We start from the raw sequence: 21,886 nt of genomic DNA, 5'->3' as shown, positions 1-21,886 counted from the left end.
CGGGGTCAGTTGGTGAAGGCGAAGTACTTCCAGGCGCCGTGGGTGGTGGAGTTGATGGTGTCCCCGGAGGAGCCGTTGACGTACGAGGAGCGCATGCGGGCGCGGATGCCGGACTCGCCCGGCGCCTCCAGGCGCACGGCCGACCTGCCGTCGGCGGCCAGGGCGAAGTACTCCGAGCCGGAGTCGCGCCAGGCGCCCTGGTAGTAGACCTGGAGCTGGAAGCGCTGCTTGCGGCCCTTGTAGTAGCTCATGGTGGTGGTGAACACCGGGTCGGTCTTCTTGTGGAAGTAGTAGTACGTCGTGGAGCCGATCCGGCCGGTCTTGTAGTGCTTGGAGACGGCGGTGGAGACCTTCACCTGGGCGTACCCGGTGGACTTCACGGTCTTCGAGGCGTAGCGGGCGTCGCCGGTGAAGACCGCGGTGACGGTGGTGTCGCGGGTCATGACGACGGCCGCCGACAGGTCGCCCTTGGAGTTGACCTTGGCCGTCCTCAGCAGCCTCTTCGGCTTGTCGGCGCCGAAGGGGTCCGCGTAGATCGAGACGGTGCGGTTCTTGTACGTCGTGCCGAGGTGCGCGGTGAAGGTGACGCTTCTGCCGTACGAGTACAGCTTGCCGTTGTTGTTCAGGCTCAGCGTGGTCGCCTTGCGCGAGACGTCCACCGTGTCCGAGCCGGAGGCCGGGGCGTGGGCGGCGTCGCCCGCGTAGGAGACCTTGTAGGTGACCTTGCCGCCGGCGGGCGGGGTGTCGGTGAAGGAGAAGCCGCCGTCCGCCTTCGTCCGGACGGCGGCCAGCGCCCTGCCGCCCGGCGACTCGACGTCCGTACGGGTCACCTTGAGGCTGGTGCCCGCGGCGAGGGCCGTCTTCGAGGTCAGCTTGCCGGTGACGGTGAGTTTCTTGGCCCGGTCCGACTTGGCGGGGGCCGACACCTTGAGGGCGGGCAGTTCCTTGGTGGGGTCGGTCAGGGTGCGCAGGGTGTACGTGCCGTGGGTGTTCACGGAGACGGCGAAGACACGGCTCGAGTCCGGCGCCCAGGCGAGCGCCCCGTCCACGAGGGTGTCGGCGCCGCTGCTGTCACCGGTGTTGGGGAAGTCGTACTCCCGCACCGGCGCCGGGTCGCCGGGCCGGTGGATGTGGACGTCGGGCTCGTACCAGGAGAAGCTGCCGCCCGCGACGCTGCCGTCGGGCGCGACCCGCACGGCGTTCGGGTAGGCGTCGATGGGGTAGCCCGACTGCTTGGTGAGGTCGGTGGCCGAGTAGGCGCCGAGGCCGTAGCCGTAGTCCGGGTCGCCCCACGAGGTGAGGACCTGTTTGCCGTCGGGCGTCAGGTCGAGCTGCTTCACGGACGTGTCCATGGCGCCCTTGGTCCGCAGTGCGGCCCCGTCGGCCGATACGTCGTACACGGCGAGCTCGCCGCCGTTGCCGGCCACCAGCACGCCCGGGACGGCCGGGTCGGCGGCCAGGAACATCCCGAAGGCGCCGGAGAAGTCGACGTCGCCCCGCTGGGCGAGGTGGACGACGGGTTCGGGGCCGGAGATGTCCAGCGAGCCGAAGTTCGTGCCGTGGGCGAACCAGATCCGGCCGTCCACCACCTCCAGGTCGCCGGGGGCCGCGCCCACCGGGTAACTCGCGGTCCGGGCGTACGTGCCCGTCCCCACCGAGATGATCTGGCCGGTGTTCTTCACGGCCGCGTACAGCTGCCCGGAGTCGGCGGACAGCGCCAGGCCGGTCACGCCGGAAAGGCCGGTCAGCGTCGCCTTCACGGCGCCGCTGTAGTCGGTGACGACGATCTTGCCGCCGGTCGGATCGGAGACGTAGACCCGCTGGTGGGTACCGTCCACGACGATGTCGCCGACCGACTTCACCGGAAGGACCTTCGCGGAGTCGGCCGACGCCGGACCCGCCACGCCCGCCACCAGGGCCGCGGAACTGAGGACGACCGCGAGTGCCGTCGCGGTCGCGATGCTGCGCCTGCGCACAGTGATGTGAACCCCCACAGAAGAAGCCCGGTGTTCACCGGGCGGGAATGAACAGGCCGCGCGTCCCCCCTCACCCCGACGACGGGTGCTTGGACGCTGCCGATGACGCAGCGTATGGCATGCCAACGACAAATGTGGACCGGAATAACCGCCTCGAAGCGGTGGGGGACGGGGACGGCCTCGGTGCCGCACCCGCCCGGGGCGGTGTGCGGCGGGCCGCGGTACGCCGGACCGGCCGGACGCGGAACGCCGGCGGAACGCCGGACCAGCCGGATGCGGAACGCCGGACCGGCCGGACGCGGGACGGGAACAGCCGGCCGGGGTCCCTCCTCACGGTTCAGCTCCCGCGGCGCGGGCGGCGCAGGAGAAGCGGCACCGACAACAGCAGCAGGGCTCCTTCGACGGCCAGGCTGACCAGCCCGAGCGGCTCCGTCCAATTGCCGATGTCGTCGCCGTACTCGGGAAGTCCCGGCCCCCTGGAGAGGATGTAGCCCAGCAGTGGGCCGACGGCGACCCCGACTGCCAGCAACCACCCCAGCCGGACCGGGCCGGTGAGGAGCAGCACGGCGGCGACCACGGCCGCGACCTCCAGGACGTGGTAGGCGACGCCGACATAGTGGGGGTCCACCGTCGCGGTGATGCCGCCTTGGTCCACGACATGGATGGCGGCGACCGCGAGACACAGCAGAGCCCCCGTTCCCCTGGCCGTCCAGGTGGTCTCCGGCGTCGTCGCGGTGTGGCGTGGCATGGGAGGCGCCTCTTCCTTCCTTCGGCGGTGCGCGGTCCGCCGTGCCGCGATCCCGGCTGTCCGGCCGGATCCCGAGGACGCGGCGTGCCGCACCCGTGGTGGGGCCGGCCTGGGGCGAACGTGTCATGGCGTCGGCGGGCGGCGGACGACGGGCGGCGGGGGCGTGCCCCTTCGGCGTGCGCCAGGGCGGCGCGGCGGGGTTCCGGCGGGCCGGCCGGGCCGGGGGCGAGGGCGTCGGCGGGGGAGTCTGTCGCCGGGGCGTCACAGGGGCGGGCAGCCGAACCAGTTGATCGTGCCTTCGTCGGTGTCGGAGGTGTAGCCGAGGCACCTGACGATCCTGTTGCGCAGGGTCCTGGTCCGGTCGACTCCCCCGTCCAGGGTGTCGCCCTTGTAGTGGGTCTGCACGAGGGTGTCGATCTCGACGGTGTACCAGCGTTTCTTGTGGGACGGGACGCTGCAGCGATGGGCGGTCAGGTTGCGGCTGGGCCCGTTGCTCCACATGTCCTGCTGGGCGCGGTCGCAGTGCGCGCCCTGAGCGGCGACGGCGGGAGCGGCGCCGGTGACGAGCAGGGCCGGCACGCCTATGGCTGCCGCCGCGGTGACGCCGAGAAGGTGCTTCACGGTCGGGTTCATCGGTGGGTCCTCCTGCCGGGTGCGGTGACCGGCCGGAGTCGCCGGATCACCTTGATGTGATGGTCACCCTCATCCGGGGTGCCCGGCCCGTCGGTCGGCGGTTCGTTCCCCCGACCCGGTGACCCCGGTGACGCCAATGCAGCAGGGTGACGCCAATGCAGCAGGCCGCGGCCATGCCCCCGGGCGGCCAGATCTCCGGCCAGGTCCCTGGCCTGCCGCCCTGGGCCTCTTCTTCGTCGTTCAGGACGATCCGCGGCCAAGGGGCGGGCGCATGGCCCGCCGTGGACGGCGGTGCCGTGGAGGGCTGCTTTCGGCCGGTGGTGCCGCTCATCGGGCGTCCCGTCCGAGGAGGGCCACGAGCTGCTGCTCGCAGTACTCCCGCAGCCCCTCCGCGAAGGCCCGGACGGAGGCCCGCGCGTAGTGCGAGGCGTCCCAGCCCGCGTGGAGCGGGACCGTCAGGGGGCCGTCCCCGGTGTCGACCACCACCTCGCTGAGGCCGAAGCGGGCCCGGTCGGTGACGAGGCACACCCCGCGCCCGGCGGCGGCGAGGGCCTGCGCGAAGGCCGACGAGCCGGTCTCGGCGACCCCGGCGGGGGTGAGTCCGCCCCGGGCGACGGCCTCGTCGAGGACGAGGCGGGCGGCGTTGGCGCGTGTCATGAGGATGAGGTGTTCGGTGACGAGCTCGCCGAGCGGGACGCTCGCCCTGCCGTGCCAGGGGTGGCCGGGGGCGACCTGAGCGGTGACCGGGGTGCGGCCGAGGAAGACCGATTCGAGCGGGGCGGGGGCGGGGGACGTGGAGATGCCGAGGTCGGCGTCGCTGCGGGCCAGCGTGTCGAAGACCCGGCTGGGCTCCTCCTGGATCGCGTCGCGCAGCGTGGGTCCGGCGCCGCCCCGCGCCAGGTACGGGGCGAGGAGGTAGCCGACGGTGGCCGGTGGGGCGACGACGGTGAGCGCGGGCTGCCCGCCCTCCCGCGTCGCCGCCATCACCTCGGCCGCCTGTTCCGCCCGGCGCACCAGGTCACGCGCGACCGGGCGGAACCGCCGGCCCGCCGCGCTCAGGGCCAGCGCGCCCGGCCTGCGGTCGAACAGCTCGACGCCCAGCTCCTGTTCCAGCGAGCGGATCTGGCGGGACAGGGACGGCTGGGTGACGTGGACCCGCTGGGCCGCGGCGGTGACCGAGCCGGTGTCGGCGACCGCCAGGAAATAACGCAGGACCCGTAGTTCCATCCGGTCTCGGACCTCCTTCTCCCGCCCGGCCGCACTCCGGCGGGCGGCGACGTCATGCCTCGGAGGCATGGGCGGTACGCGAATCAAGTATTAGACGACATGGTCGGCCGGTCCCAGACTGGCTGCAATCCTTCCCCCCGCGTCCTCGAGTCCTGCGGAGGCCCCATGTCCTTTCCCGCCAGCGTCGACGGCCGAGCCCGCCGCGCGGGGCTCGCCTCGTTCGTCGGCACCACCATCGAGTGGTACGACTTCTACATCTACGGCACCGCCTCCGCGCTCGTCTTCGGCAAGCTGTTCTTCCCCGACGCCAGCCCGGCCGCCGGGGTCCTCGCCTCCTTCGCGACGTTCTGGGTCGGCTTCCTGGCCCGGCCGCTCGGCGGCATCGTCTTCGGCCACTTCGGCGACCGGATGGGCCGCAAGGGCACCCTGGTCACCACATTGGTGATGATGGGTGCCGCCACCTTCCTGGTCGGCGTGCTGCCCACCCACGCGCGGATCGGGGTGCTGGCGCCCGTGCTGCTGGCGCTGCTGCGCGCCGTACAGGGCATCGCGGTCGGCGGCGAGTGGGGCGGCGCGGTGCTCATGGCCTCGGAGAGCGCGCCCAAGGGCCGCGGCTCGCTGTTCGCGATGCTGGTCCAGCAGGGGTCCCCGGCCGGCGCGATCCTGTCCACCCTCGTCTTCCTGGCGGCGGGCACGCTGGACGACGCCGCCTTCCTGTCGTGGGGCTGGCGTGTGCCGTTCCTGCTGTCGGGCCTGCTCGTCGTCGTCGGCCTGCTGATCCGGCTCAAGGTCGAGGAGTCCGGTGAGTTCGAGAAGGTCCGGGAGAGCGGCGCCGTCGTGAAGCTTCCGGTCGCCGAGGTGCTGCGCACCGCGTGGCGCACCGTGCTGCTGGGCATCGGCGCCAGCATCATGGGCATATCCGCCGCGTACTTCACCAACACGTTCGTGCTGTCCTGGACCACCAACGAGCTGCACATGGACCGGCAGACGATGCTCTACGTGATGCTCGCCGTCTCGGTGCTGCAGTTCCTCTGGCAGCCGGTCGCCGCGCTGATCTCCGAACGGGTGGGCGAGGCCCGCTTCATGGTGTGCTCGCTCCTGGCCAACGTCGTCGTCGCCGTCCCCATGTTCCTGTTGGTCAGGACCGGGGAACCGCTGCTCGCCTTCTGCGGGATCGCGCTGGCGATCGTCAGCGGATCCGGCTACTACGCGGTCCTCGCCGGCTTCCTCGCCCGCGCGTTCTCCTCACGCGTGCGTTACACCGGCATCTCCCTGTCGTACCAGCTGTGCTCGACGCTCATCGGCGGGACGACGCCGCTGCTCGCCCAGTCGCTGCTGACCTCGGGCGGCGGCTCCATCTGGCCGGTCGTCGCCTTCTACGCCGTACTGCTGCTGGTGACGACGGCGTGCGTGGCCGCGCTGTCCCGCCGCACGGACCGCATCCGGGACACGGGCGCGATGCGGCAGGCACCCGTGACCGTCTGAGATCCCCGGGGACGACCCGCCCCGCCCCTCCCCCCAACCGCAAGGAGCTGACCGTCGTGCGCCTCGACGCCGTCTTCCACAACGGACGTTTCACCACCCTGGACGCGGACCGCCCGCACGCCCGCGCCCTGGGCGTGCTCGGCGGCCGGATCGCCGGCCTGGACGACGAGATCGCCGGCGCCCGCGCCGACACCGTCGTCGACCTGGGCGGCGCCCAAGTGGTGCCCGGCTTCAACGACGCCCACCACCACCTGAGCATGGTCGGCCAGAACCTGCGTCAGCTCGATGTGTCGTACGCCGCCTGCCCGACCCTCGACGCCCTGTACGCGGCGGTCGCCGCGCGCGCGGCGACGCTGCCCGCGGACGCCTGGGTCCTCGGCTTCGGCTACGACCAGAACAAGATCGGCGCCCACCCGACCGCCGAGGCACTGCACCGTGCCGCGGGCGGGCGGCCGGTCTGGCTGATGCACACCTCGCACCACATGGCGGTGGCGAGCACCGAGGCGTTCCGCCGGGCCGGTTACGCGGACCGTGCGGGCGTCCCCGACGTGCCCGGCGGGGCCGTGCCCCGGGACGCGGACGGGCGGGCCGTCGGCCTGCTCCAGGAGACGGCCGTGTCGCTGGTCGAGCGGCTGATCCGGCCGGAGCCCGCCGAGGAGTGGGTCGCGAACATCGCCGAGGGGTCCCGGGCCGCCCTGGCCCTGGGACTGACCAGCGCCACCGAGCCGGGCATCGGCGTCACCGACGGCATCGGCAACGGGCCGACCGACCTCGACTCCTTCCACCGCGCCCGCGAGCGCGGCCTGCTGGGCGTGCGCATGACGGTGATGCCGTACATCACGGCGCTGCGCGACCGGGGCCTGTTCGAACCGGGCAACAGCTGGTACGGCCTCGACCTCGGGCTGCGCACCGGCTTCGGCGACGAGTGGCTGCGGATCGGCCCGACCAAGATCCTCTCCGACGGTTCGCTCATCGGCCGCTCCGCCGCCATGTGCTGCGACTACCAGGACACCCCCGGCAACAGCGGTCTGCTCCAGTACGAGGCGGAGCGGATCCGCCACTACATCCTGGAGGCGCACCGCTGCGGGTGGCAGGTCGCCACGCACGCCATCGGCGACGCCGCCCTGGACGTGGCCCTCGACGCGTACGAGGAGGCGCAGCGCCTGTATCCGCGTGCCGACGTGCGCCACCGCGTCGAGCACGCCGCCGTCGCCAGTGACGCGCAGGTCGCCCGGATCGCCGCCCTCGGTCTGATCCCCGTACCGCAGGGCCGCTTCCTCTCCGAGATCGGCGACGGGCTGCTGACCGCGCTCGGCGCCGAGCGGTCCCGGCTCGCCTACCGCATGCGGTCGTTCCTCGACGCGGGGGTGGTCCTGCCGGGCAGCACGGACGCGCCGGTCGTCGCGGGCTCCCCGGTCCTGAGCATCCACGACATGGTCAACCGGCGCACCGCCTCCGGCGCGCCGATCGCCCCGCACGAGGCGGTCACCGCCGAAGAGGCCCTGTACGCCTACACGGTGGGCTCCGCGCACGCCGTCCACGAGGAACGGATCAAGGGCACCCTGCGCCGCGGCATGCTCGCCGACCTCACGGTCCTCAGCGACGACCTCCTCGGCGTCGCGCCCTCGCGCATCCGTGACGTGGAAGTCGTGGCGACGGTGGTCGGCGGGCGGGTCGCGTACGGCGCCGAGCGCTTGTCGCTGGGCTGATCCCCTGCCTCCCGGGCGGCGGCGCCCGCGGCGAGTCGCCGTGCGCGGGCCGGCGACCGGCGGTGACCAGTCGGCCGTGTCCTTCGGCGCGCGCCGCCGTCCTCGCTTCTTGAGGGGGACCTCGGTCCGACACCGGCCGCCGCCTCGCCCGTGAGCGCGGCCCGGGTCGTCACGGGGCGAGGAACGGACGACCCCCGGGCCGGCCGGCCCGGGGGTCGTCCGCCACCGGCTCCCGGGCGCTGCCGCCCGCCCCGCGCTCGCGGAGCGGGCGGCTGGGAGGCACGGGCGCCGGGTGCGGTCAGGCGTGCAGCAGGAGTTCCAGTTCGGACGGCAGCCCCTCGGCGTCGTCGTGCCGCGACGATGCCCCGCAGACTTCGAAGTCCCACCGATGGGAGGGGGCGCAGCCGAACGTCCGCTCGGAGAGAGCGGGCAGGGAGAGCTCGGCGCTGGCCGCCGAGTCCCAGATGAGCGCGAGGCCCTTGAGGTCTGCAGCCGGGTCGCTGATCCACTGACCGGTCCGCAGCCCGGGGAACTCACCGGTGAACGAGGCCGGGCTTCCGGGGCGGGAGCCTGCCGGTCTGGGCGGGTGCGGCCGGGTGGCTCCGATCGCGGCGGTGCGCCGCTCGTCCCACCAGGCGATGACGACGTGCATGGGTCCTCCGTCTGCGGACTGTCTGTCGTGCGTGCTGCCGCGGTGTCACCGTCGACACCCGTGCATGGCCTCGCGCCCGCCCGGGCGGGCCTGACCGGTCAGAGCTGGGAGCCGCCGGTGGCGTCGATGACCTGTCCGGTCACCCAGCGGGCGTCGTCGGAGGCGAGGAAGGCGACGACGTCGGCCACGTCCTCGGGGCGGCCGACCCGGCCGAGCGCCGAGAGGCCGGCCGCGGACTTCTCGGCCGCCTCGTTGCCGCGCAGCCAGGCGGCGTTCATGTCCGTGTCGATGATGCCGGGCGCCACCGCGTTGACCGTGATGCCGCGAGCGCCGAGCGCCTTGGCGAGGGTGAGGGTGAAGGCGTCGACGGCCCCCTTGGTCATGGCGTACGCGATGATGTCGGTGAGCGCGATACGGGTGGCTCCGGAGGAGACGTTGATGATCCGGCCCCCGTCGCGCAGCCGCTTGAGCCCCTGCTGCGTGAGGAAGAACGGCGCGCGCATGTTGACGGCGACGGCCTCGTCGAACGCCTCGGCCGTCGTCTCCTCGATCTCGCCGCGCGGCGTGATGCCGGCGTTGTTGACCAGGATGTCGAGGCCGGCGTCGTCGGAGTGCTCCAGGATCTGCCGGTCGTAGCTCTCCCAGAGGGTCTCCACGTCGCCGGGCCCGCCCAGTTCGGCGTGGACCGGGAAGGCGGTGCCGCCCTCGGCGCGGATGGCGGCGACGACCTGGTCGGCGGCCGCGGCGTCGCGTCCGTAGTGCACGGCCACCACCGCTCCGGCGCTTCCGAGCCGTTCGGCGACCGCGCGTCCGATCCCGCGGCTGCCCCCTGTCACCAGCGCCGTCCTGCCCGCAAGCGTACGCATGGTCTGCCTTTCGCCTAGGAGTTATGTAGCGATGACTACGCAATAACCATACACCAATTGATTAGTGATCGCTGTAAAATTCAGGCATGACGACCACCAAACGCGGCAGGCCGCGCAGCTTCGACCGGGAGACGGCGCTCGTGCAGGCCACGCTCCTGTTCTGGAAGCACGGCTACGAGGGCACGTCCATCTCCGACCTGACCGCCGCCATGGGGATCTCGCCCCCGAGCCTGTACGCGGCCTTCGGCGACAAGCGCGCCCTCTTCACCGAGGTCGTCGACCGCTACGGCAGCACCTTCGGCGCGTTCATGGAGAACGCGCTCACCCAGGAGAGCGACCCCCGCGCGGGCTTCGCCCGGATGCTGGACGAGGCGGCGGTGTCCTACACCGATCCCGGGCACCCGGCGGGCTGCCTGGTCATCAGCGCGGCGACCAACTACTCACCGCAGACCGCCGACATCGAGCAGGACATGCGGGCACGCAGGGTGGCGAACGTGGGGGCCTTCGAGACGAGGCTGCGGGACGCCGAGGCCCGCGGTTCGCTCCCCGAGGGAACCGACACGCGGGCCTTGGCGGTCTACTTCGCCGCGGTCGTCCAGGGCATGTCGCAGCAGGCGCGGGACGGGGCGACGACGGCGGAGCTGCGGCGCACGGCCGAGTACGCCATGGCGGCCTGGCCCGAACCGTCCGCCTGAGACGCCGACCGCCCCGCCGCCCGCCGGGTCCTCACGGCGGACGGTGACGCCGCCGCCGCCGATCGCGCGCCCGCACCGCCGGGAGGGCCGCGCCGTCAGCGGGCGGGCGGTTCCCCGCCTGCCCGGCACAGGCGCGCGACGACATGCGCGTACCTCTCGTCGAATTTCAGCGTCTCGAAGACCATGGCCAGTTCGTGGTCGAGCGTCCGGCTGGCCGGCGCCCACAGGGCCAAGCCGGCCTCGGTGACCGCGACCCGGCTGGTCCGCCGGTCGCAGGACCAGGCCACCTTGGCCGCCCAGCCCGAACGTTCCAGGTGGGCGAGGATCCGGCTCGCCGCCGAGGAGCTCAGGCCCAGCCGCCGGGCGACCCCGCCCACCGCCACGGAATCCGGATGCTCGTCCACCAGCGCGCCCAGGGCCATCAGCTGTCCCAGGCCGATGCCGTGGCGGCGCGTCAGTGTGTGGTCCAGTTGCCCCTCCACCAGGGAGAACATGGGCACGATCCGCTCCCACAGCCGGGAGACGGTCTCGGCTTCGGCTTCTGCGACTTCGTTGTCGTGCGGCTCTGCCACGGATCACTGTCCTCGGTCTTCTCGGTCTGCGCCGCCCGGCGCGCGCCGGGCGGCGCCGGGCGGGCGGCGCCGGAGCGGTCAGGGCAGCAGCAGGAGCTTGCCCCGCACACCGCCGGCCGCCAGGAGACGGTGGGCCTCGGGCGCGTCCTCGAAGCCGAGCTCTCTCGCGGTGCGCAGCTCCAGCTCCCCGCCGTCCACCAGGGAGGCGAGCGCCGAGAGCCCCGGACCGTCCTGCTCCACGTGGGAGACGGCCACCTGGATGCCGCGTTCCGCCGCCGGCACCCGGGTGGGCACGATGGAGACCGCGCGCCCGCCGTCCCGCACGGCGCCGATCGCCTCGGGCAGGCCGGCCGTCTCCAGCAGGCCGTCGACGTCCGCCACGGGGCGGCGCGCCGCGTCCACCACCCGGTCCGCGCCCAGGGCGCGCACCCGGTCCTCGTCCCGGACGGACCGGACCTGGGCCACTACGGTCAGGCCGCGCAGCCGGGCGAGCTGGACCGCGAGGCCGCCGACGGAACCGGCCGCCCCGGTGACCAGCACCGTGGCTCCCTCGGGCAGCGCGAGGAGGTCGAGCGCCTGCCGGGCGGTGAGGCCGGCCAGCGGCAGCCCCGCCGCGTCGGTCAGCGCGACCGAGTCCGGCGCGGGAGCGACGATGTCCGCCGGCAGGGCGACGGTCTCGGCGTAGGTCCCTCGGCCGGTGGCCATCTGCGCCGACATCGCCACCACGCGGTCGCCGACGCGAAGGCCGGTGACGGCGTCGCCCACCGCGGTGACGGTGCCGGCCACGTCCCAGCCGAGGACCATGGGCGGCCGGAACGCGCTGTGCTCGGCGTGGCGGCCGGCCCGGGTCTGCAGGTCGACGGGGTTGACCGCGGCCGCGGCGGTGCGGATGAGGACGCCGTCCGGGTCCGGGGTGGCCGGTTCCGGGACCTCGGAGACCGACAGCCGCTCCGGGCCGCCGTACGTTGTCAGGACTACAGCGCGCATGGGCTTGTTCGCTTTCGTGGATGTCCGCGGCGCGTCACGGTCGCCCGTGACGCGCCGGCCCGTTCAGAGGGATGCCAACTCGGGTACGCGGGGCGGCAGTCGGTCGGTGACGGAGGCGGCCAGCGTCCGGATGGTGACCAGCCGGACCGTGGCGCCGGCCGCCGAGAGCCGCGCCTGGCGGCCGTGCGGGACCAGGGCGAGCTGCCCCGCGCGCACGGCGTGTTCGCCGGAGGCGGTGGTGATCAGCAGTTCGCCCTCCAGGACGAGCAGCGCCTCCTCCACCCCGTGCCGGGGGGTCGCCGTCAGGGCGGCGCCGGGCGGGAGCAGCCAGTGCTCCACCGCTTCGCACTCGCTGTGCAGCATCCCCCGGCGCACCAGGCACGTCCACGCGGCCTCCGGGCCGGCGCCGGCGGTGGTGCGCACCGCCTCGGCGGTCGTCGAGATGATCACGACGCCTCCGCGAGGCGCCCGGGCAGAGCCAGCGTCACGACCAGCAGCCGCAGCGGGGTGATCGCCTCCACGCCGGTGGACGTGCCCGCGCCGAGGGTGACGCAGGTGTCGGGTGACAGGTCCGCGGTGGCGCCGTCGGCGGTGGCCCGCCCCTCACCGGCGTGCACGAAGACGGCGAGTTCCGCGTCGGGCGAGCCCAGGCGCGTGCGTCGGCCCGCGTCGATCTCGACGACCTCCACCTGGCGCAGCGGGCCGGTGAAGACGCCGTGGGTGGAGACCGTCCGCTCCTTGAAGAGGTCGTGCAGGATCACTTCGCCCATGGGGGGCACTCCCGGGTGGCTGAGGTCGGTTCCGGACAGGACGGCGGCGGTGCCGGGCGAGAGGGTTTCGATGACCCACCAGTCGAGGTCGGTGTCACCGGTGTTGCGCAGCCCGTGCACGTTCCCGGGGGCCGTGCACGCGAGCGATCCCGGACCGACGTCGTGGGAGACGCCGTTGAAGAGGAACTCGCCCCGGCCCCGCAGGATGAGGTAGATCTCCTCCGTACGGGTGTGGCGGTGCTCTCCGCTGAGCCCGCCGGGCGGGATGGAGGCCCATTCGACGGCCTCGGTGGCGGAGTCGAGCTGGCGGCGGGCGGCGAAGCACTTCCAGTGCGTGCGCCCCGCGGCCCCGTGCACGCCGTGGACCGTCGCGGCGCCCGCCACGGTCCCGATCGACCGGAAGGCGGCGGGGCGCACGTCCGCCGGGACGGTGGCCGGCCCGCCGCGACCGGTGGCGGCCGCGGAGGTCATCGGGAGACTCCCGAGACGAGCGCTCCCAGTTCCTCGGCCGCCGCTCCGAGTTCGGCCTCGGTGACGTCGTTGACGAAGACGGCGCTGCCGATGCCGACCGGGAGCGGCAGCCGCTGCTTGCCGTCACGGTGCCGCACGGTGTCGCGCAGGGCGTCCCGAGCACCTCCGGAGTGCACAGCGGGTGCCAGGCCGGCAGCCCCAGCCGTTCCATCACGCTGAGGATGCGGTCGCGCTGGTAGGCGCTGACCAGCCCCCGGTGCTCGGCCATGACGGTGGTGAGCGCCATGTCGACGGCGACGGCCTCACCGTGCAGCAGCGCGGGGAGGGCGTGCATCTCGATGGTGGGGCTGAAGGTGTGACCGTAGTCGACGACCCGTTCCAGCACCTTCTCCCAGAGGTTGGGCTGGAGTTCCTCCAGCATGCCCTGGATGGCCCGCTCGACCACCTCGGTCGCGGGATCGAGGTGCAGCCCGCGGGCCGCGAGGCGCTCGCCCACCGGAGCGTCGGCGGGGGTGGGGCCGATTCCCGCCGGGCTCTGGAGCCTGGTGCGCAGGAGCTCGGCGCCGTGCTGCTCCAGCAGGTCGAACAGGCGGGCGTCCTTGATCAGCGCGATCTTGAGGATCTCGGCCAGGCCGTTGCTGATGTGCCGTTCGTCGAGCGTGGCCAGGAACGAACGGTCCAGCAGGGTGCGGTCCGCCGGGAAGTAGGTGCCGAGCCGGTTCTTGTGCCCGTTGTGGTTGACGCCGGTCTTGGCGCCGACTCCCGCGTCCACCAGGCCGATCAGGGTGGTGGGGATGCGGATGAACGGCGTCGAGCGGCGGTAGAGGCTGGCGGCGAAGCCCACGATGTCCATGAGGACGCCGCCGCCGATGGCGATGACGGGTTCGCGCCGGCGGTCGATGCCGAAGGCGTCGAGTGCCTCGGCGACCCGCAGCACCGCGTTCACCGACTTGTGCGTCTCGCCGTCGTCCAGGACCAGTACCCGGTGGTCCACGCCGTGGTGTGCGAAGTAGGCGCGGATGCGCTCGCCGTAGAGGGAGTCGACCACGCGGTCGGTGACGACGAAGCGACGCTGACGGCCGCTGCCCGAGGCGTCCTCCAGGATGGTGGAGTTCCCGGGGTCGAGCAGGTTCTCGCAGGCACGTATCTCGTACTGGACCGGGTTGCTGGTCTTGACCGACCAGTGGGTGACCGGGCTGCCCACCGCGAAGAGACCGTCGTTGCTCCGTGTGGTCTGGGTTTCCTGCTGCATCAGGCGTCCGCCTCCGACGAAGAGTCTCGTTCAGGTCCGTTGCGAATCCGGTCGGGGCAGTTGACTCACGCGTCCGTGCCGCGAAGCCCTCCGGGCCGCCTGCACGGATCTCGGCCACCGCATCGTGGCCTGCCCCCCGTTGCCGACACCGACCCTGACACAGCATTCATTGCGCACGCAAGAACATGCCGGTTCCATCGAACCGGAGGTCGGCTGGAATGAGGCCATGAGGTAGCGGCTGATGCCGTATGACCTGGGTCTTTCTGCCGAAGGGAACCGCCTGGGATGGCCTGAAGTGCCCGAGTGGTGCATGTCTTCGCAAGGAAAGGACGTGCCCCGGACACCGGCGCACCGGGTGTTCGGGCGCGAGAAACCCCCCGCCGGTTCGACGGGGGGCGCGGCGGGGCGGCTCGGGTCAGCGCTCCAGGGTCGGGGCGTACCTCAGCCGGGCGACGACCGAACTGGTCCTGCTGTCCATGGAGGCGACCTCCAGCGCCATGCCGACCTCGCGCCGGAAGAGGCTTCCTATGTCCGCGACCATGGCCCGGCCCGCGTCCGTGACGCGCACCACGACTCCCCTGCGGTCTGTCGCGTGGGCCGCCTTCTCGGCCAGGTCCCGCGCCTCCAGCCGCTGCACGGCTCGGGTCGCCGAGGACTGGTTGAGGCCGAGGAGCTGCGCGAGTTCGTTCATGCGGACACCCGCCGGGTCCCCGTTGCTCAGCGCGCGCAGAGCCAGGAAGTCCGTGAGCCCCATCTCGAAGTCCTCGGAGAGTCTTCTGTCCAGCGCGGTCCCGACCTCCGCGACCAGAACCGACAGTTGACTCCACAGCTCAACGCTGTCTTCCTTGCGCGTTCGCATGATGTCGCCTTCTTCAGGGTGCCCGGGGGTTCCACCGCCCATCGAGGAAGCCGACCGGGCCTAGACAGGAGCCGGCCCGGCCCCACGTCAGCAGGGACGGCCGGACCATTCCCAGAGTACGAGGCGGTAGCAACCAAGGAAACCCTCAGAACACCCGCCTTTTACATGCCCACACAAAGAGATCAACAAGTCCTTGAATCGGTTACCGTCCAACCGGCCGCTTCAAACCACGGAAAGCCCAGCTCAGGCCCAGCGCCAACCCCCGAGGCCAACAGGTCTTCCACGAGGAGTTCCTTGCGCGCGCAATGACATTGTCCTACTGTCACTCCCGGTCGCGTAGGTGACCGACCGTCCGTGCACACGTGTGCCGCGGTGCCCATCACTCGACGCCGCGCCATTCCAAGGGGGAACCATGCTCAACGCCGTCACCGCGTCGTCGTCCAGACCGGCCCTCTCCGGTCTGCCCACCGCACGGGCCGTCGACCACCACGCCTTCACGGTGCCGCGACTCGACGAGGCCGTGGAGTTCTTCACCGGCGTGCTGGGGGGCGAGCTCTGCTACCGGGAGGGGCCGGTCGAGGATCCCTCGGGGGACTGGATGACCCGGAAGCTGGGCGTGCATCCACGGGCCCGGGCCCAGGTCGCCCTGGTCAGGCTCGGCCGCCACACCAACCTGGAACTCTTCCAGTACAGCGCTCCTGACCAGCTCACCTCGCCGCCCGGTCCGAGCGACGTCGGCGGCTCCCACCTCGCCCTGGTCGTCAGCGACCTGGACGCGGCCGAGGGACATCTGCGCCGGGCGGCCACCGTACGCCTCGGACCGCCGTCCGACTCCCCCGACGGTTCCCGCCGTTGGTTCCTGACGCCCTGGGGCATGCTGCTCTCGCTGCGCGGTCCCGTCCGGCCGGACGGCCGGCGCTTCGTCCCCGCGCCGGCGCCGTACTCCACCGCCGCCGAGCGCTCGCTGGGCCTGCTGGGTGTCGAGCACGTGAGCTACACCGTCGCCGATCTCGACGCCGCCACCGCCTTCTTCACCGAGGTGCTGGGAGCGGAACCGGTGGAGAGCGCCCAGTCGGCGGACGGGCCGGACGGCCACTGGCCGCCCGGCGTCGAGCGGTCGCGGCGGGCACTGCTGCGCACCGGCCCGACCGCCAACTGCGAACTGAGGCAGAGCGGAACGGGCGCGCTGCGCTCCCGTCCGCCGCGCAACAGCGACATCGGCGGCCACCACCTGGCCTTCTACGTCGACGACGTGGACGCGGCCGCCGCCTATCTGCGCGAGCAGGAGGGCGTGGTGCTGATGGGCGAGCCGGAGACGATCACCCAGGGCCCGATCGCCGGCGACCGCTGGCTCTACTTCAGCACTCCGATCGGCATCCAGATGGAGATCATCAACATGCCGGACGGATCGCTGCCGTACGAGACGCGGACCACGGCCCGCCGCGCCACGCCCGGCGGCCTGCGCTGGCACGACCGCCCCTGAACCAGCGGCCGCCGGCCCAGCACCCGAACCGAACATCCCCGCACGGCATCCCGAGCCCTCCGACACGGGCCGCTCACGCCCGCGCCGGGCCCGGCGCTGCCCGGCCGCGGGCGTCCACGCCGCGGCTCGACGACTTCCACGATGCAGAGGCGATCCTGATGAACACGCTCGCCCCGTTACCGATCCGTCCGGCCGGGCCGCTGCGCAGAGCGGCGGAGGTGGCGCTCTGGCTCGACTGCCGGCACATCTCCCGGGATGCGGCGGACCGGGCCCGCGCCGAAGCGGCGCACACGGTCCACGACATGCTGCCGCCCGCCCCCGGGGGCGCCTCCCCCGAACGCCTCTCCGCAGCCGGGGTGGCCGTCGCCGGCCCCGTCCACGGACTCGTCGGATACCGGCGGCTGATGCGCCGGCTGCGGTCCGAGGCCGCGGCCTCGCGCCTGACGCGCCCCGTCGCCGTCGAGTATCCGATCCACGCCGTCGACGCCCGGGTCAACGCCCGCCTCGACTGGATCGGCGGATGCGAGGCCAAGGCCATGCGGTTCCGCGCCGGGATCGCGGGAGCCCACCTGCTGTACGACGCGCTGCGGCGCGAACTGCGCTCCCCGGACTGGGTCCGGGCCACCGACCGCGGCGTACCGGCCCCGTACCTGCTGTGGTCCACCCGGCCCCGCTCCGGGCCCGACCGGGGCGCCGAGTACGCCGGGAGGTGTCTGTTCCCGGGGACGGCCGTGGCACTGTCCCCGGAAGCCCTGCGGACGTTCGCGCTGCACGGCGTCGTCACCGGGCCGACCGCCGTCGACCTCGTGGAGGCCCGCCGCGTCGTCGGCGTCCTCGAATGGTTCGGCATTCACCTCGGCGCACTCGACGTGACCGCCGCCCGGGGGACGACGTCCGGCTGACCCCGCCGTCCGGCCCCACGCGCCCACCCCCTCCGACGCGCCCGCACGGCCGGCGCCGCCGGGCACGCCCTCGCTGTCCGCTCCGTCCCATCACTCCAAGGACTCACTCATGTCTACGTCTGCTCCCCTCTCCCCGGACGTCCCCGGCGCGCCGGCTCCCGCCGCACCGCCCCAGCGCGCCGGGGCCCGGGCCACGGCGCGTACCCGGGTGCACCGCCGGACGTTCCTGTCCGGCACGGTCGCCGCGGGCGGGGCCCTCGCGGTCACCGCGGCCGGACTGGGCCCCGCCGCCGCGGCGACGGACCGTGCCCCCGCCGGCCCCGATCCGGCCCCGGTCACCGTGCGTCCGGCGGACCAGCGCTACGCCGACCTGCGGCGCGGCACCAATCAGCGCTGGGTCGGCAGCCCCGAGCAGATCGTGCTGGCCACCTCCACCGCCGATGTCGTCCGGGCCGTGCAGCAGGCGGTCGGCTCCGGCAAGCGACTGGCCGTGCGCAGTGGCGGCCACTGCTACGAGGACTTCACCACGAACCAGGAGATCGCGGTCGTCCTCGACCTGTCACGCATGGACGACATCTCGTACGACGAGCGCCGTCAGGCGTTCTCCGTCCAGCCCGGCGCCCACCTCGGCCGGGTCTACGACCGCCTCTACAAGGGCTGGGGCGTCTACCTGCCGGCCGGCAACTGCCCCACCGTCGCGGCCGGGGGGCACATCCAGGGCGGCGGGTACGGCTCCATGAGCCGGCGCGACGGACTCGCGGTCGACCACCTGTACGGCATCGAGATCGTGGTCGTCCAGGCGGACGGGACCGTCCGCGCGGTCACCGCGACCCGTGAACCCGACGATCCCAACCGGGAGTTGTGGTGGGCGCACACCGGGGGCGGCGGCGGCAACTTCGGCGTGGTGACCCGCTACTGGCTGCGCTCCCCCGGCGCGACGAGCGGCGATCCGGCCGCGCAGCTCCCCACGCCCCCGCGTGAGGTGTGGCTGAGCGAGGTGGCCTGGCCGTGGGAACAGCTCACCGAGGCCCGCTTCACCCGGCTGATGTGGAACCACGGCGACTGGCACGCGCGCAACAGCGCGCCGAACTCCCCGTACACCGCACTGTTCAGCCAGCTCAAGCCGTTCCACAAGTCGGCCGGCGCGGTGGTGCTCGACTCGCTGGTCGACGCCGGCGCCCCCGGCGCCGAACGGCTGCTGCAGAGCTACATATCCGAGGTCGGCGCCGGGGTCGGCGTCCGGCCCGAGGTCCGTCAGTACCGGCGGGTGCCGTGGCTGCACTCGACACAGTGGCCCGGGTTCACCGGCCCGGACCCCACGGTCAGGTTCAAGGGCAAGTCCGTCTACGCCCGGCGCAACTACACCGACGCCCAGATCGCCGCCGCCTACCGGCACCTGACCCGTGACGACTTCCACAACCCGGGCGCGCTCCTCATGATCGCCTCGTACGGCGGAGCGGTGAACCGGGTCGCGCCCGACGCCACCGCGGTGCCGCAGCGGGACTCCGTGCTCAAGTACCAGGTCGTCTCCCTGTGGAACGACTCGGCGGACGACCAGGCGAACATCGCCTGGGTCCGCGAGTGCTACCGCGACATGTTCGCCGCCACCGGTGGTGTGCCGGTGCCGAACGAGATCAACGACGGCTGCTTCGTCAACTACGCCGACGTCGACCTCGCCGACCCGACCTGGAACAGCTCGGGTGTGCCGTGGCACGACCTCTACTACAAGAACGGCTACCGACGGCTGCAGAAGGTCAAGGCCACCTGGGACCCGACCGGGTTCTTCCGGCACGCCCAGTCGGTGCGGCCCGCGTGATCCCGTCCGCCGGCGGGCGCCGCCCGGCGCCCGCCGGCGCCCCCCCTCGGGGACTCCCCAGCCAGCTCTCACACATCGAGGTGATCCTCGTGTCCGCTGCCCCAGCCGCGACCGGACGCTCGTCCCGGCTGCCCTCACTGACCGGGATGCGGTTCTTCGCCGCCTTCCTCGTCTTCCTGTTCCACCTGTCGCTCCTCGACGCCTACTCCACCGCCGGCGAGAACCACGGCCCGTTCGCCGCCGCTCTGAAGAACGGCGGATGGGCGGGTGTCACCTTCTTCTTCATCCTCAGTGGCTTCGTCCTGACCTGGTCCGTCCGCGAGGACGACACCGCGCGGGCGTTCTTCGGACGCCGGCTGGCCAAGGTCTTCCCCAACCACGTCGTCACCTTCTTCCTCGCCCTGGCCTCGTACGCCTACGCGTCGGCCACCTGGGGCAAGGGCGTGCCCAACTTCCTGCTGCTGCAGGCGTGGGTGCCGCGTGACGACGTGTTCTTCAGCATCAACAACCCCAGTTGGTCGCTCTCCTGCGAGCTGGTCTTCTATCTGCTCTTCCCGGTCCTGCACCGGTGGGTGCTGCGGATCCGGGACGCACGGCTGTGGTGGTGGGCGGCCGGGACCGCCGCGGCGATCGTGCTGCTGCCGCTGCTCGTCCGACTGGTCCCTGCCGGGGAGACGTTCGGGCCGAACCACGCCAACTCCCCGCTGTACGGGCACTCGATCACACAGATGTGGCTCGTCTACATCTTCCCGCCCGTGCGGGTGCTCGACTTCCTGCTCGGCATCCTGATGGCCCGGATCGTGCTGTCCGGACGGTGGATCGGCCTCGGGGCACTGCCCGCTCTGGCGCTCGCGGTGGCCGGGTACGCGGTGAGCCTCGAAGTCCCCTTCCTGTTCTCACTGAACGCCGTCGTGGTGGTTCCGTTCGCCCTGCTGATCTCCGCCGCGGCGGCACGGGACGCACAGGGCCTCGGCACGGCGGTGAGCGGACGCGTGTGCGTATGGCTGGGCGAGGTCTCCTTCGCCTTCTACCTGGTCCACCAGATCCTGCTGTCCGTCGCCCAGGAGCGGTTCGGCTTCCGGGAGCCGGACTCGCCCGCCGAGGCCGTCGGCGTGGCCGTGCTCATCGCCGCGGTGAGCCTGCTGCTGGCCTGGCTGCTGTACATCGGCGTCGAACGGCCCGTGGTGCGGGCCTGGGCGCGCCGGGCCCGCGCGGCACGGGCGGCACGGGCGGCACGGACACCGGACCCCGTGCTGTCGCCGCGCGGCGACAGCGACCGGCCCGTCACCGTGGGCACGGGCTGAGCCCCCGCCTCCCCGCCGCGCTCACCCGGCGCGGCACAACCCGCCGGACGCGGGCACGGGCGACGGCGCCCCGTGCGACGGGGTCGTGCCCGCGACCGGTGGGGCCGGCCGGCCGAGGAGACCACCAAGGAGACCACCCATGCCGCTTCCCGTCCTCGCGATGATGTTCTGCACCTTCTGCATCGGTACCGCCGAGAGCGTCATCGCCGGCATCCTGCCGGCCATCGCGCACGACGTCGGCGTCTCGCTCGCCGCCGTCGGGATGCTGATCAGCGTGTACGCCGTCGCGGTCGTCCTCGTCGGTCCCCTCGTAACCGCCGCCACGGCCCGGCTGCGCCGCGCCGTCCTCATGCCCTGTCTGATGGGCGTGTTCGTCCTCGGCAACGTCCAGGCCGCGCTCGCTCCCGGTTTCGGCTGGCTGACGGCGGGCCGCGTGGTGAGCGCGCTGGTCCACTCCACCCTCGTCGCGGCCTTCGTGGCGGCGGCACGGGACATGGCGCCCGCGGGCCGCCGGGCCGCATGGGGAGCCAAGGTCACGCTCGGCATCGGGCTGTCCAGCGTGGCCGGTGTCCCCGTCGGCACCCTGGTCGGCAACGCCTTGGGCTGGCGCGCCACCTTCTGGTCCCTCGCCGCGCTGAGCCTGGCCGCCACCGTGCTGCTCATGCGGTACGCCCCGCCCGAGGCCGCGCCGGCGCCGGCCGGTCCCCGCCGGCGGGGTCCGGCGGACACCGGCCGACGCCGGCTCGCCCTCCCGGCGCCGATGCTGCTCGTCGCCCTGGTCATCACACTGGGCACCGCGGGGGTGTTCGCCCTCTACACCTACGCCTCGCCCTATCTGACGCAGGCCGCGGGTTTCGGATCGCGGGGCGTCACCGTGCTGCTCCTGCTCTACGGCGCGGGAGGCATCGTCGGCAACACGGCCGGCGGCCGGGCGACCGATCGTTTCCCCCGCCTGGCCGTTCCCGTGACGCTGGGCACGGCCGCGGCGGGTCTGCTCCTCCTCGCCCTGCCCCCCGGCAGCCAGTGGGCCGTGGCCGGTCTGTTCTGCCTGCTGGGAGCCGCCTACTTCGGCGCCATCCCGGCCCTCAACACCAGCATCGTGACCGCCGCCGGGTCCTCGTCGCCGACCATGGCCCTGACCATCAACAACTCGGCCTTCTGCGTGGGGATCGCGCTCGGCAGCTGGCTCGGCGGACTCCTGCTGGCCCGCGGCCACAGCCTGCCGTCGGTGGCTGCGGCGGGCGCGGCCCTGACGGCCACCGCCCTGCTGCTCTCCCTCGCGGGCCCGGCCCGCCGGGGCGGGACCCGGGAGCCCGCGGCCGCGGCGGCCGGGGCGGCCGTCCCTCGTCGTGCGGCCGTCCCGGCTGCCCGGGGAACGGCCGGCCCCGCCGCGTGACGGCCTTTCCCCCACTACCGGGACGGCCGGTATCCGGACCCGCTCAGTGGCGTCCGCGCGTCCGTCACCGCTCGGCGTGTCCG

The 21,886-nt window shown here is 73.0% G+C and carries 19 protein-coding genes and 2 pseudogenes; 8 read left to right on the top strand and 13 right to left on the bottom strand.

Annotated features, from left to right (window positions below; all coding sequences use genetic code 11):
- Positions 1-5: 5 nt before the first annotated feature.
- From ACF061_RS10445 to ACF061_RS10430, 4 genes are all read right to left on the bottom strand, one after another.
- Entirely contained in the window at positions 6-1,976 is a 1,971-nt protein-coding gene (locus ACF061_RS10445; protein WP_392266425.1) for a YncE family protein, read from the bottom strand.
- A gap of 337 nt (positions 1,977-2,313) precedes the next feature.
- The gene (locus ACF061_RS10440) at positions 2,314-2,724 is read right to left on the bottom strand and encodes a hypothetical protein (RefSeq protein ID WP_392266424.1); all 411 of its coding nucleotides are present in this window, start codon (positions 2,722-2,724) and stop codon (positions 2,314-2,316) included.
- Positions 2,725-2,985: 261 nt separating this feature from the next.
- Entirely contained in the window at positions 2,986-3,357 is a 372-nt protein-coding gene (locus ACF061_RS10435; RefSeq protein WP_392266423.1) for a hypothetical protein, read from the bottom strand.
- Positions 3,358-3,684: 327 nt separating this feature from the next.
- Positions 3,685-4,584 carry a LysR family transcriptional regulator gene (locus ACF061_RS10430; protein ID WP_392266422.1) on the bottom strand — a complete coding sequence of 300 codons (900 nt, stop codon included), beginning with the start codon at positions 4,582-4,584 and terminating at the stop codon, positions 3,685-3,687.
- A gap of 165 nt (positions 4,585-4,749) precedes the next feature.
- Here ACF061_RS10430 and ACF061_RS10425 point away from each other — a divergent pair, with 165 nt between their 5' ends.
- Positions 4,750-6,069, top strand: a complete 1,320-nt coding sequence (locus tag ACF061_RS10425; protein WP_392266421.1) for an MFS transporter — start codon at positions 4,750-4,752, stop codon at positions 6,067-6,069.
- Positions 6,070-6,125: 56 nt separating this feature from the next.
- Entirely contained in the window at positions 6,126-7,778 is a 1,653-nt protein-coding gene (locus tag ACF061_RS10420; RefSeq protein ID WP_392266420.1) for an amidohydrolase, read from the top strand.
- 298 nt (positions 7,779-8,076) lie between these two features.
- Here the strand turns inward: ACF061_RS10420 and ACF061_RS10415 are convergent, their stop codons facing one another.
- Both ACF061_RS10415 and ACF061_RS10410 read right to left on the bottom strand, forming a co-directional pair.
- Positions 8,077-8,430 (bottom strand): hypothetical protein, encoded by a 354-nt coding sequence (locus ACF061_RS10415; protein ID WP_392266419.1) that lies wholly within the window; start codon positions 8,428-8,430, stop codon positions 8,077-8,079.
- Between the two features lie 98 nt (positions 8,431-8,528).
- Positions 8,529-9,296 carry an SDR family oxidoreductase gene (locus ACF061_RS10410; protein ID WP_392266418.1) on the bottom strand — a complete coding sequence of 256 codons (768 nt, stop codon included), beginning with the start codon at positions 9,294-9,296 and terminating at the stop codon, positions 8,529-8,531.
- An 86-nt stretch (positions 9,297-9,382) separates the two neighbouring features.
- On the opposite strand from ACF061_RS10410, the gene ACF061_RS10405 reads away from it, so the two are divergent.
- Positions 9,383-9,991, top strand: a complete 609-nt coding sequence (locus ACF061_RS10405) for a TetR/AcrR family transcriptional regulator (protein WP_392266417.1) — start codon at positions 9,383-9,385, stop codon at positions 9,989-9,991.
- A gap of 95 nt (positions 9,992-10,086) precedes the next feature.
- Here ACF061_RS10405 and ACF061_RS10400 read toward each other — a convergent pair whose 3' ends face one another.
- The 7 genes and pseudogenes from ACF061_RS10400 to ACF061_RS10370 form a co-directional block, all read right to left on the bottom strand.
- The gene (locus ACF061_RS10400; RefSeq protein ID WP_392266416.1) at positions 10,087-10,563 is read right to left on the bottom strand and encodes a MarR family winged helix-turn-helix transcriptional regulator; all 477 of its coding nucleotides are present in this window, start codon (positions 10,561-10,563) and stop codon (positions 10,087-10,089) included.
- A 78-nt stretch (positions 10,564-10,641) separates the two neighbouring features.
- Positions 10,642-11,550 (bottom strand): NADP-dependent oxidoreductase, encoded by a 909-nt coding sequence (locus ACF061_RS10395; RefSeq protein WP_392266415.1) that lies wholly within the window; start codon positions 11,548-11,550, stop codon positions 10,642-10,644.
- A gap of 63 nt (positions 11,551-11,613) precedes the next feature.
- Entirely contained in the window at positions 11,614-12,000 is a 387-nt protein-coding gene (locus tag ACF061_RS10390) for a cupin domain-containing protein (protein WP_392266414.1), read from the bottom strand.
- Complete coding sequence (locus tag ACF061_RS10385; RefSeq protein WP_392266646.1) at positions 11,997-12,440, bottom strand: hypothetical protein; 444 nt, start codon at positions 12,438-12,440, stop codon at positions 11,997-11,999. Before ACF061_RS10385 ends, ACF061_RS10390 begins: the two co-directional genes overlap by 4 nt.
- A gap of 9 nt (positions 12,441-12,449) precedes the next feature.
- Positions 12,450-12,791: pseudogene (locus ACF061_RS10380) on the bottom strand (cupin domain-containing protein); the annotation flags it as partial.
- A gap of 226 nt (positions 12,792-13,017) precedes the next feature.
- Positions 13,018-14,043 (bottom strand): annotated as a pseudogene (locus ACF061_RS10375) (sedoheptulose 7-phosphate cyclase); the annotation flags it as partial.
- A gap of 415 nt (positions 14,044-14,458) precedes the next feature.
- The gene (locus ACF061_RS10370) at positions 14,459-14,902 is read right to left on the bottom strand and encodes a MarR family winged helix-turn-helix transcriptional regulator (protein WP_392266413.1); all 444 of its coding nucleotides are present in this window, start codon (positions 14,900-14,902) and stop codon (positions 14,459-14,461) included.
- Positions 14,903-15,314: 412 nt separating this feature from the next.
- Between ACF061_RS10370 and ACF061_RS10365 the strand changes: the two genes are divergently transcribed.
- The 5 genes from ACF061_RS10365 (at position 15,315) to ACF061_RS10345 (ending at position 21,803) form a co-directional block, all read left to right on the top strand.
- Complete coding sequence (locus ACF061_RS10365; protein WP_392266412.1) at positions 15,315-16,385, top strand: VOC family protein; 1,071 nt, start codon at positions 15,315-15,317, stop codon at positions 16,383-16,385.
- 158 nt (positions 16,386-16,543) lie between these two features.
- Positions 16,544-17,287, top strand: coding sequence for a hypothetical protein (locus ACF061_RS10360; protein WP_392266411.1), 744 nt, complete (start codon positions 16,544-16,546; stop codon positions 17,285-17,287).
- A gap of 109 nt (positions 17,288-17,396) precedes the next feature.
- Positions 17,397-19,103, top strand: coding sequence for an FAD-binding oxidoreductase (locus ACF061_RS10355; protein ID WP_392266410.1), 1,707 nt, complete (start codon positions 17,397-17,399; stop codon positions 19,101-19,103).
- 89 nt (positions 19,104-19,192) lie between these two features.
- Complete coding sequence (locus ACF061_RS10350) at positions 19,193-20,407, top strand: acyltransferase family protein (protein WP_392266409.1); 1,215 nt, start codon at positions 19,193-19,195, stop codon at positions 20,405-20,407.
- 139 nt (positions 20,408-20,546) lie between these two features.
- Complete coding sequence (locus tag ACF061_RS10345; RefSeq protein ID WP_392266408.1) at positions 20,547-21,803, top strand: MFS transporter; 1,257 nt, start codon at positions 20,547-20,549, stop codon at positions 21,801-21,803.
- Positions 21,804-21,886: the final 83 nt, after the last annotated feature.

Origin of the sequence: Streptomyces sp. NPDC015220, assembly GCF_043079345.1 — a bacterium.
Lineage (GTDB): Bacteria > Actinomycetota > Actinomycetes > Streptomycetales > Streptomycetaceae > Streptomyces.
Note: the sequence above shows the minus strand (reverse complement) of the source record. Positions and strands in the feature narration are given on the sequence as shown.

Excerpts from the sequence above, each read along its gene's own strand:
- ACF061_RS10355 (WP_392266410.1), top strand. The coding sequence starts at position 17,397 with ATGTCTACGTCTGCTCCCCTCTCCCCGGACGTCCCCGGCGCGCCGGCT.
- ACF061_RS10395 (WP_392266415.1), bottom strand. The coding sequence starts at position 11,550 with ATGCGCGCTGTAGTCCTGACAACGTACGGCGGCCCGGAGCGGCTGTCG.
- ACF061_RS10430 (WP_392266422.1), bottom strand. The coding sequence starts at position 4,584 with ATGGAACTACGGGTCCTGCGTTATTTCCTGGCGGTCGCCGACACCGGC.
- ACF061_RS10370 (WP_392266413.1), bottom strand. The coding sequence starts at position 14,902 with ATGCGAACGCGCAAGGAAGACAGCGTTGAGCTGTGGAGTCAACTGTCG.
- ACF061_RS10435 (WP_392266423.1), bottom strand. The coding sequence starts at position 3,357 with ATGAACCCGACCGTGAAGCACCTTCTCGGCGTCACCGCGGCGGCAGCC.
- ACF061_RS10425 (WP_392266421.1), top strand. The coding sequence starts at position 4,750 with ATGTCCTTTCCCGCCAGCGTCGACGGCCGAGCCCGCCGCGCGGGGCTC.
- ACF061_RS10440 (WP_392266424.1), bottom strand. The coding sequence starts at position 2,724 with ATGCCACGCCACACCGCGACGACGCCGGAGACCACCTGGACGGCCAGG.
- ACF061_RS10410 (WP_392266418.1), bottom strand. The coding sequence starts at position 9,296 with ATGCGTACGCTTGCGGGCAGGACGGCGCTGGTGACAGGGGGCAGCCGC.
- ACF061_RS10365 (WP_392266412.1), top strand. The coding sequence starts at position 15,315 with ATGCTCAACGCCGTCACCGCGTCGTCGTCCAGACCGGCCCTCTCCGGT.
- ACF061_RS10415 (WP_392266419.1), bottom strand. The coding sequence starts at position 8,430 with ATGCACGTCGTCATCGCCTGGTGGGACGAGCGGCGCACCGCCGCGATC.
- ACF061_RS10345 (WP_392266408.1), top strand. The coding sequence starts at position 20,547 with ATGCCGCTTCCCGTCCTCGCGATGATGTTCTGCACCTTCTGCATCGGT.
- ACF061_RS10405 (WP_392266417.1), top strand. The coding sequence starts at position 9,383 with ATGACGACCACCAAACGCGGCAGGCCGCGCAGCTTCGACCGGGAGACG.
- ACF061_RS10360 (WP_392266411.1), top strand. The coding sequence starts at position 16,544 with ATGAACACGCTCGCCCCGTTACCGATCCGTCCGGCCGGGCCGCTGCGC.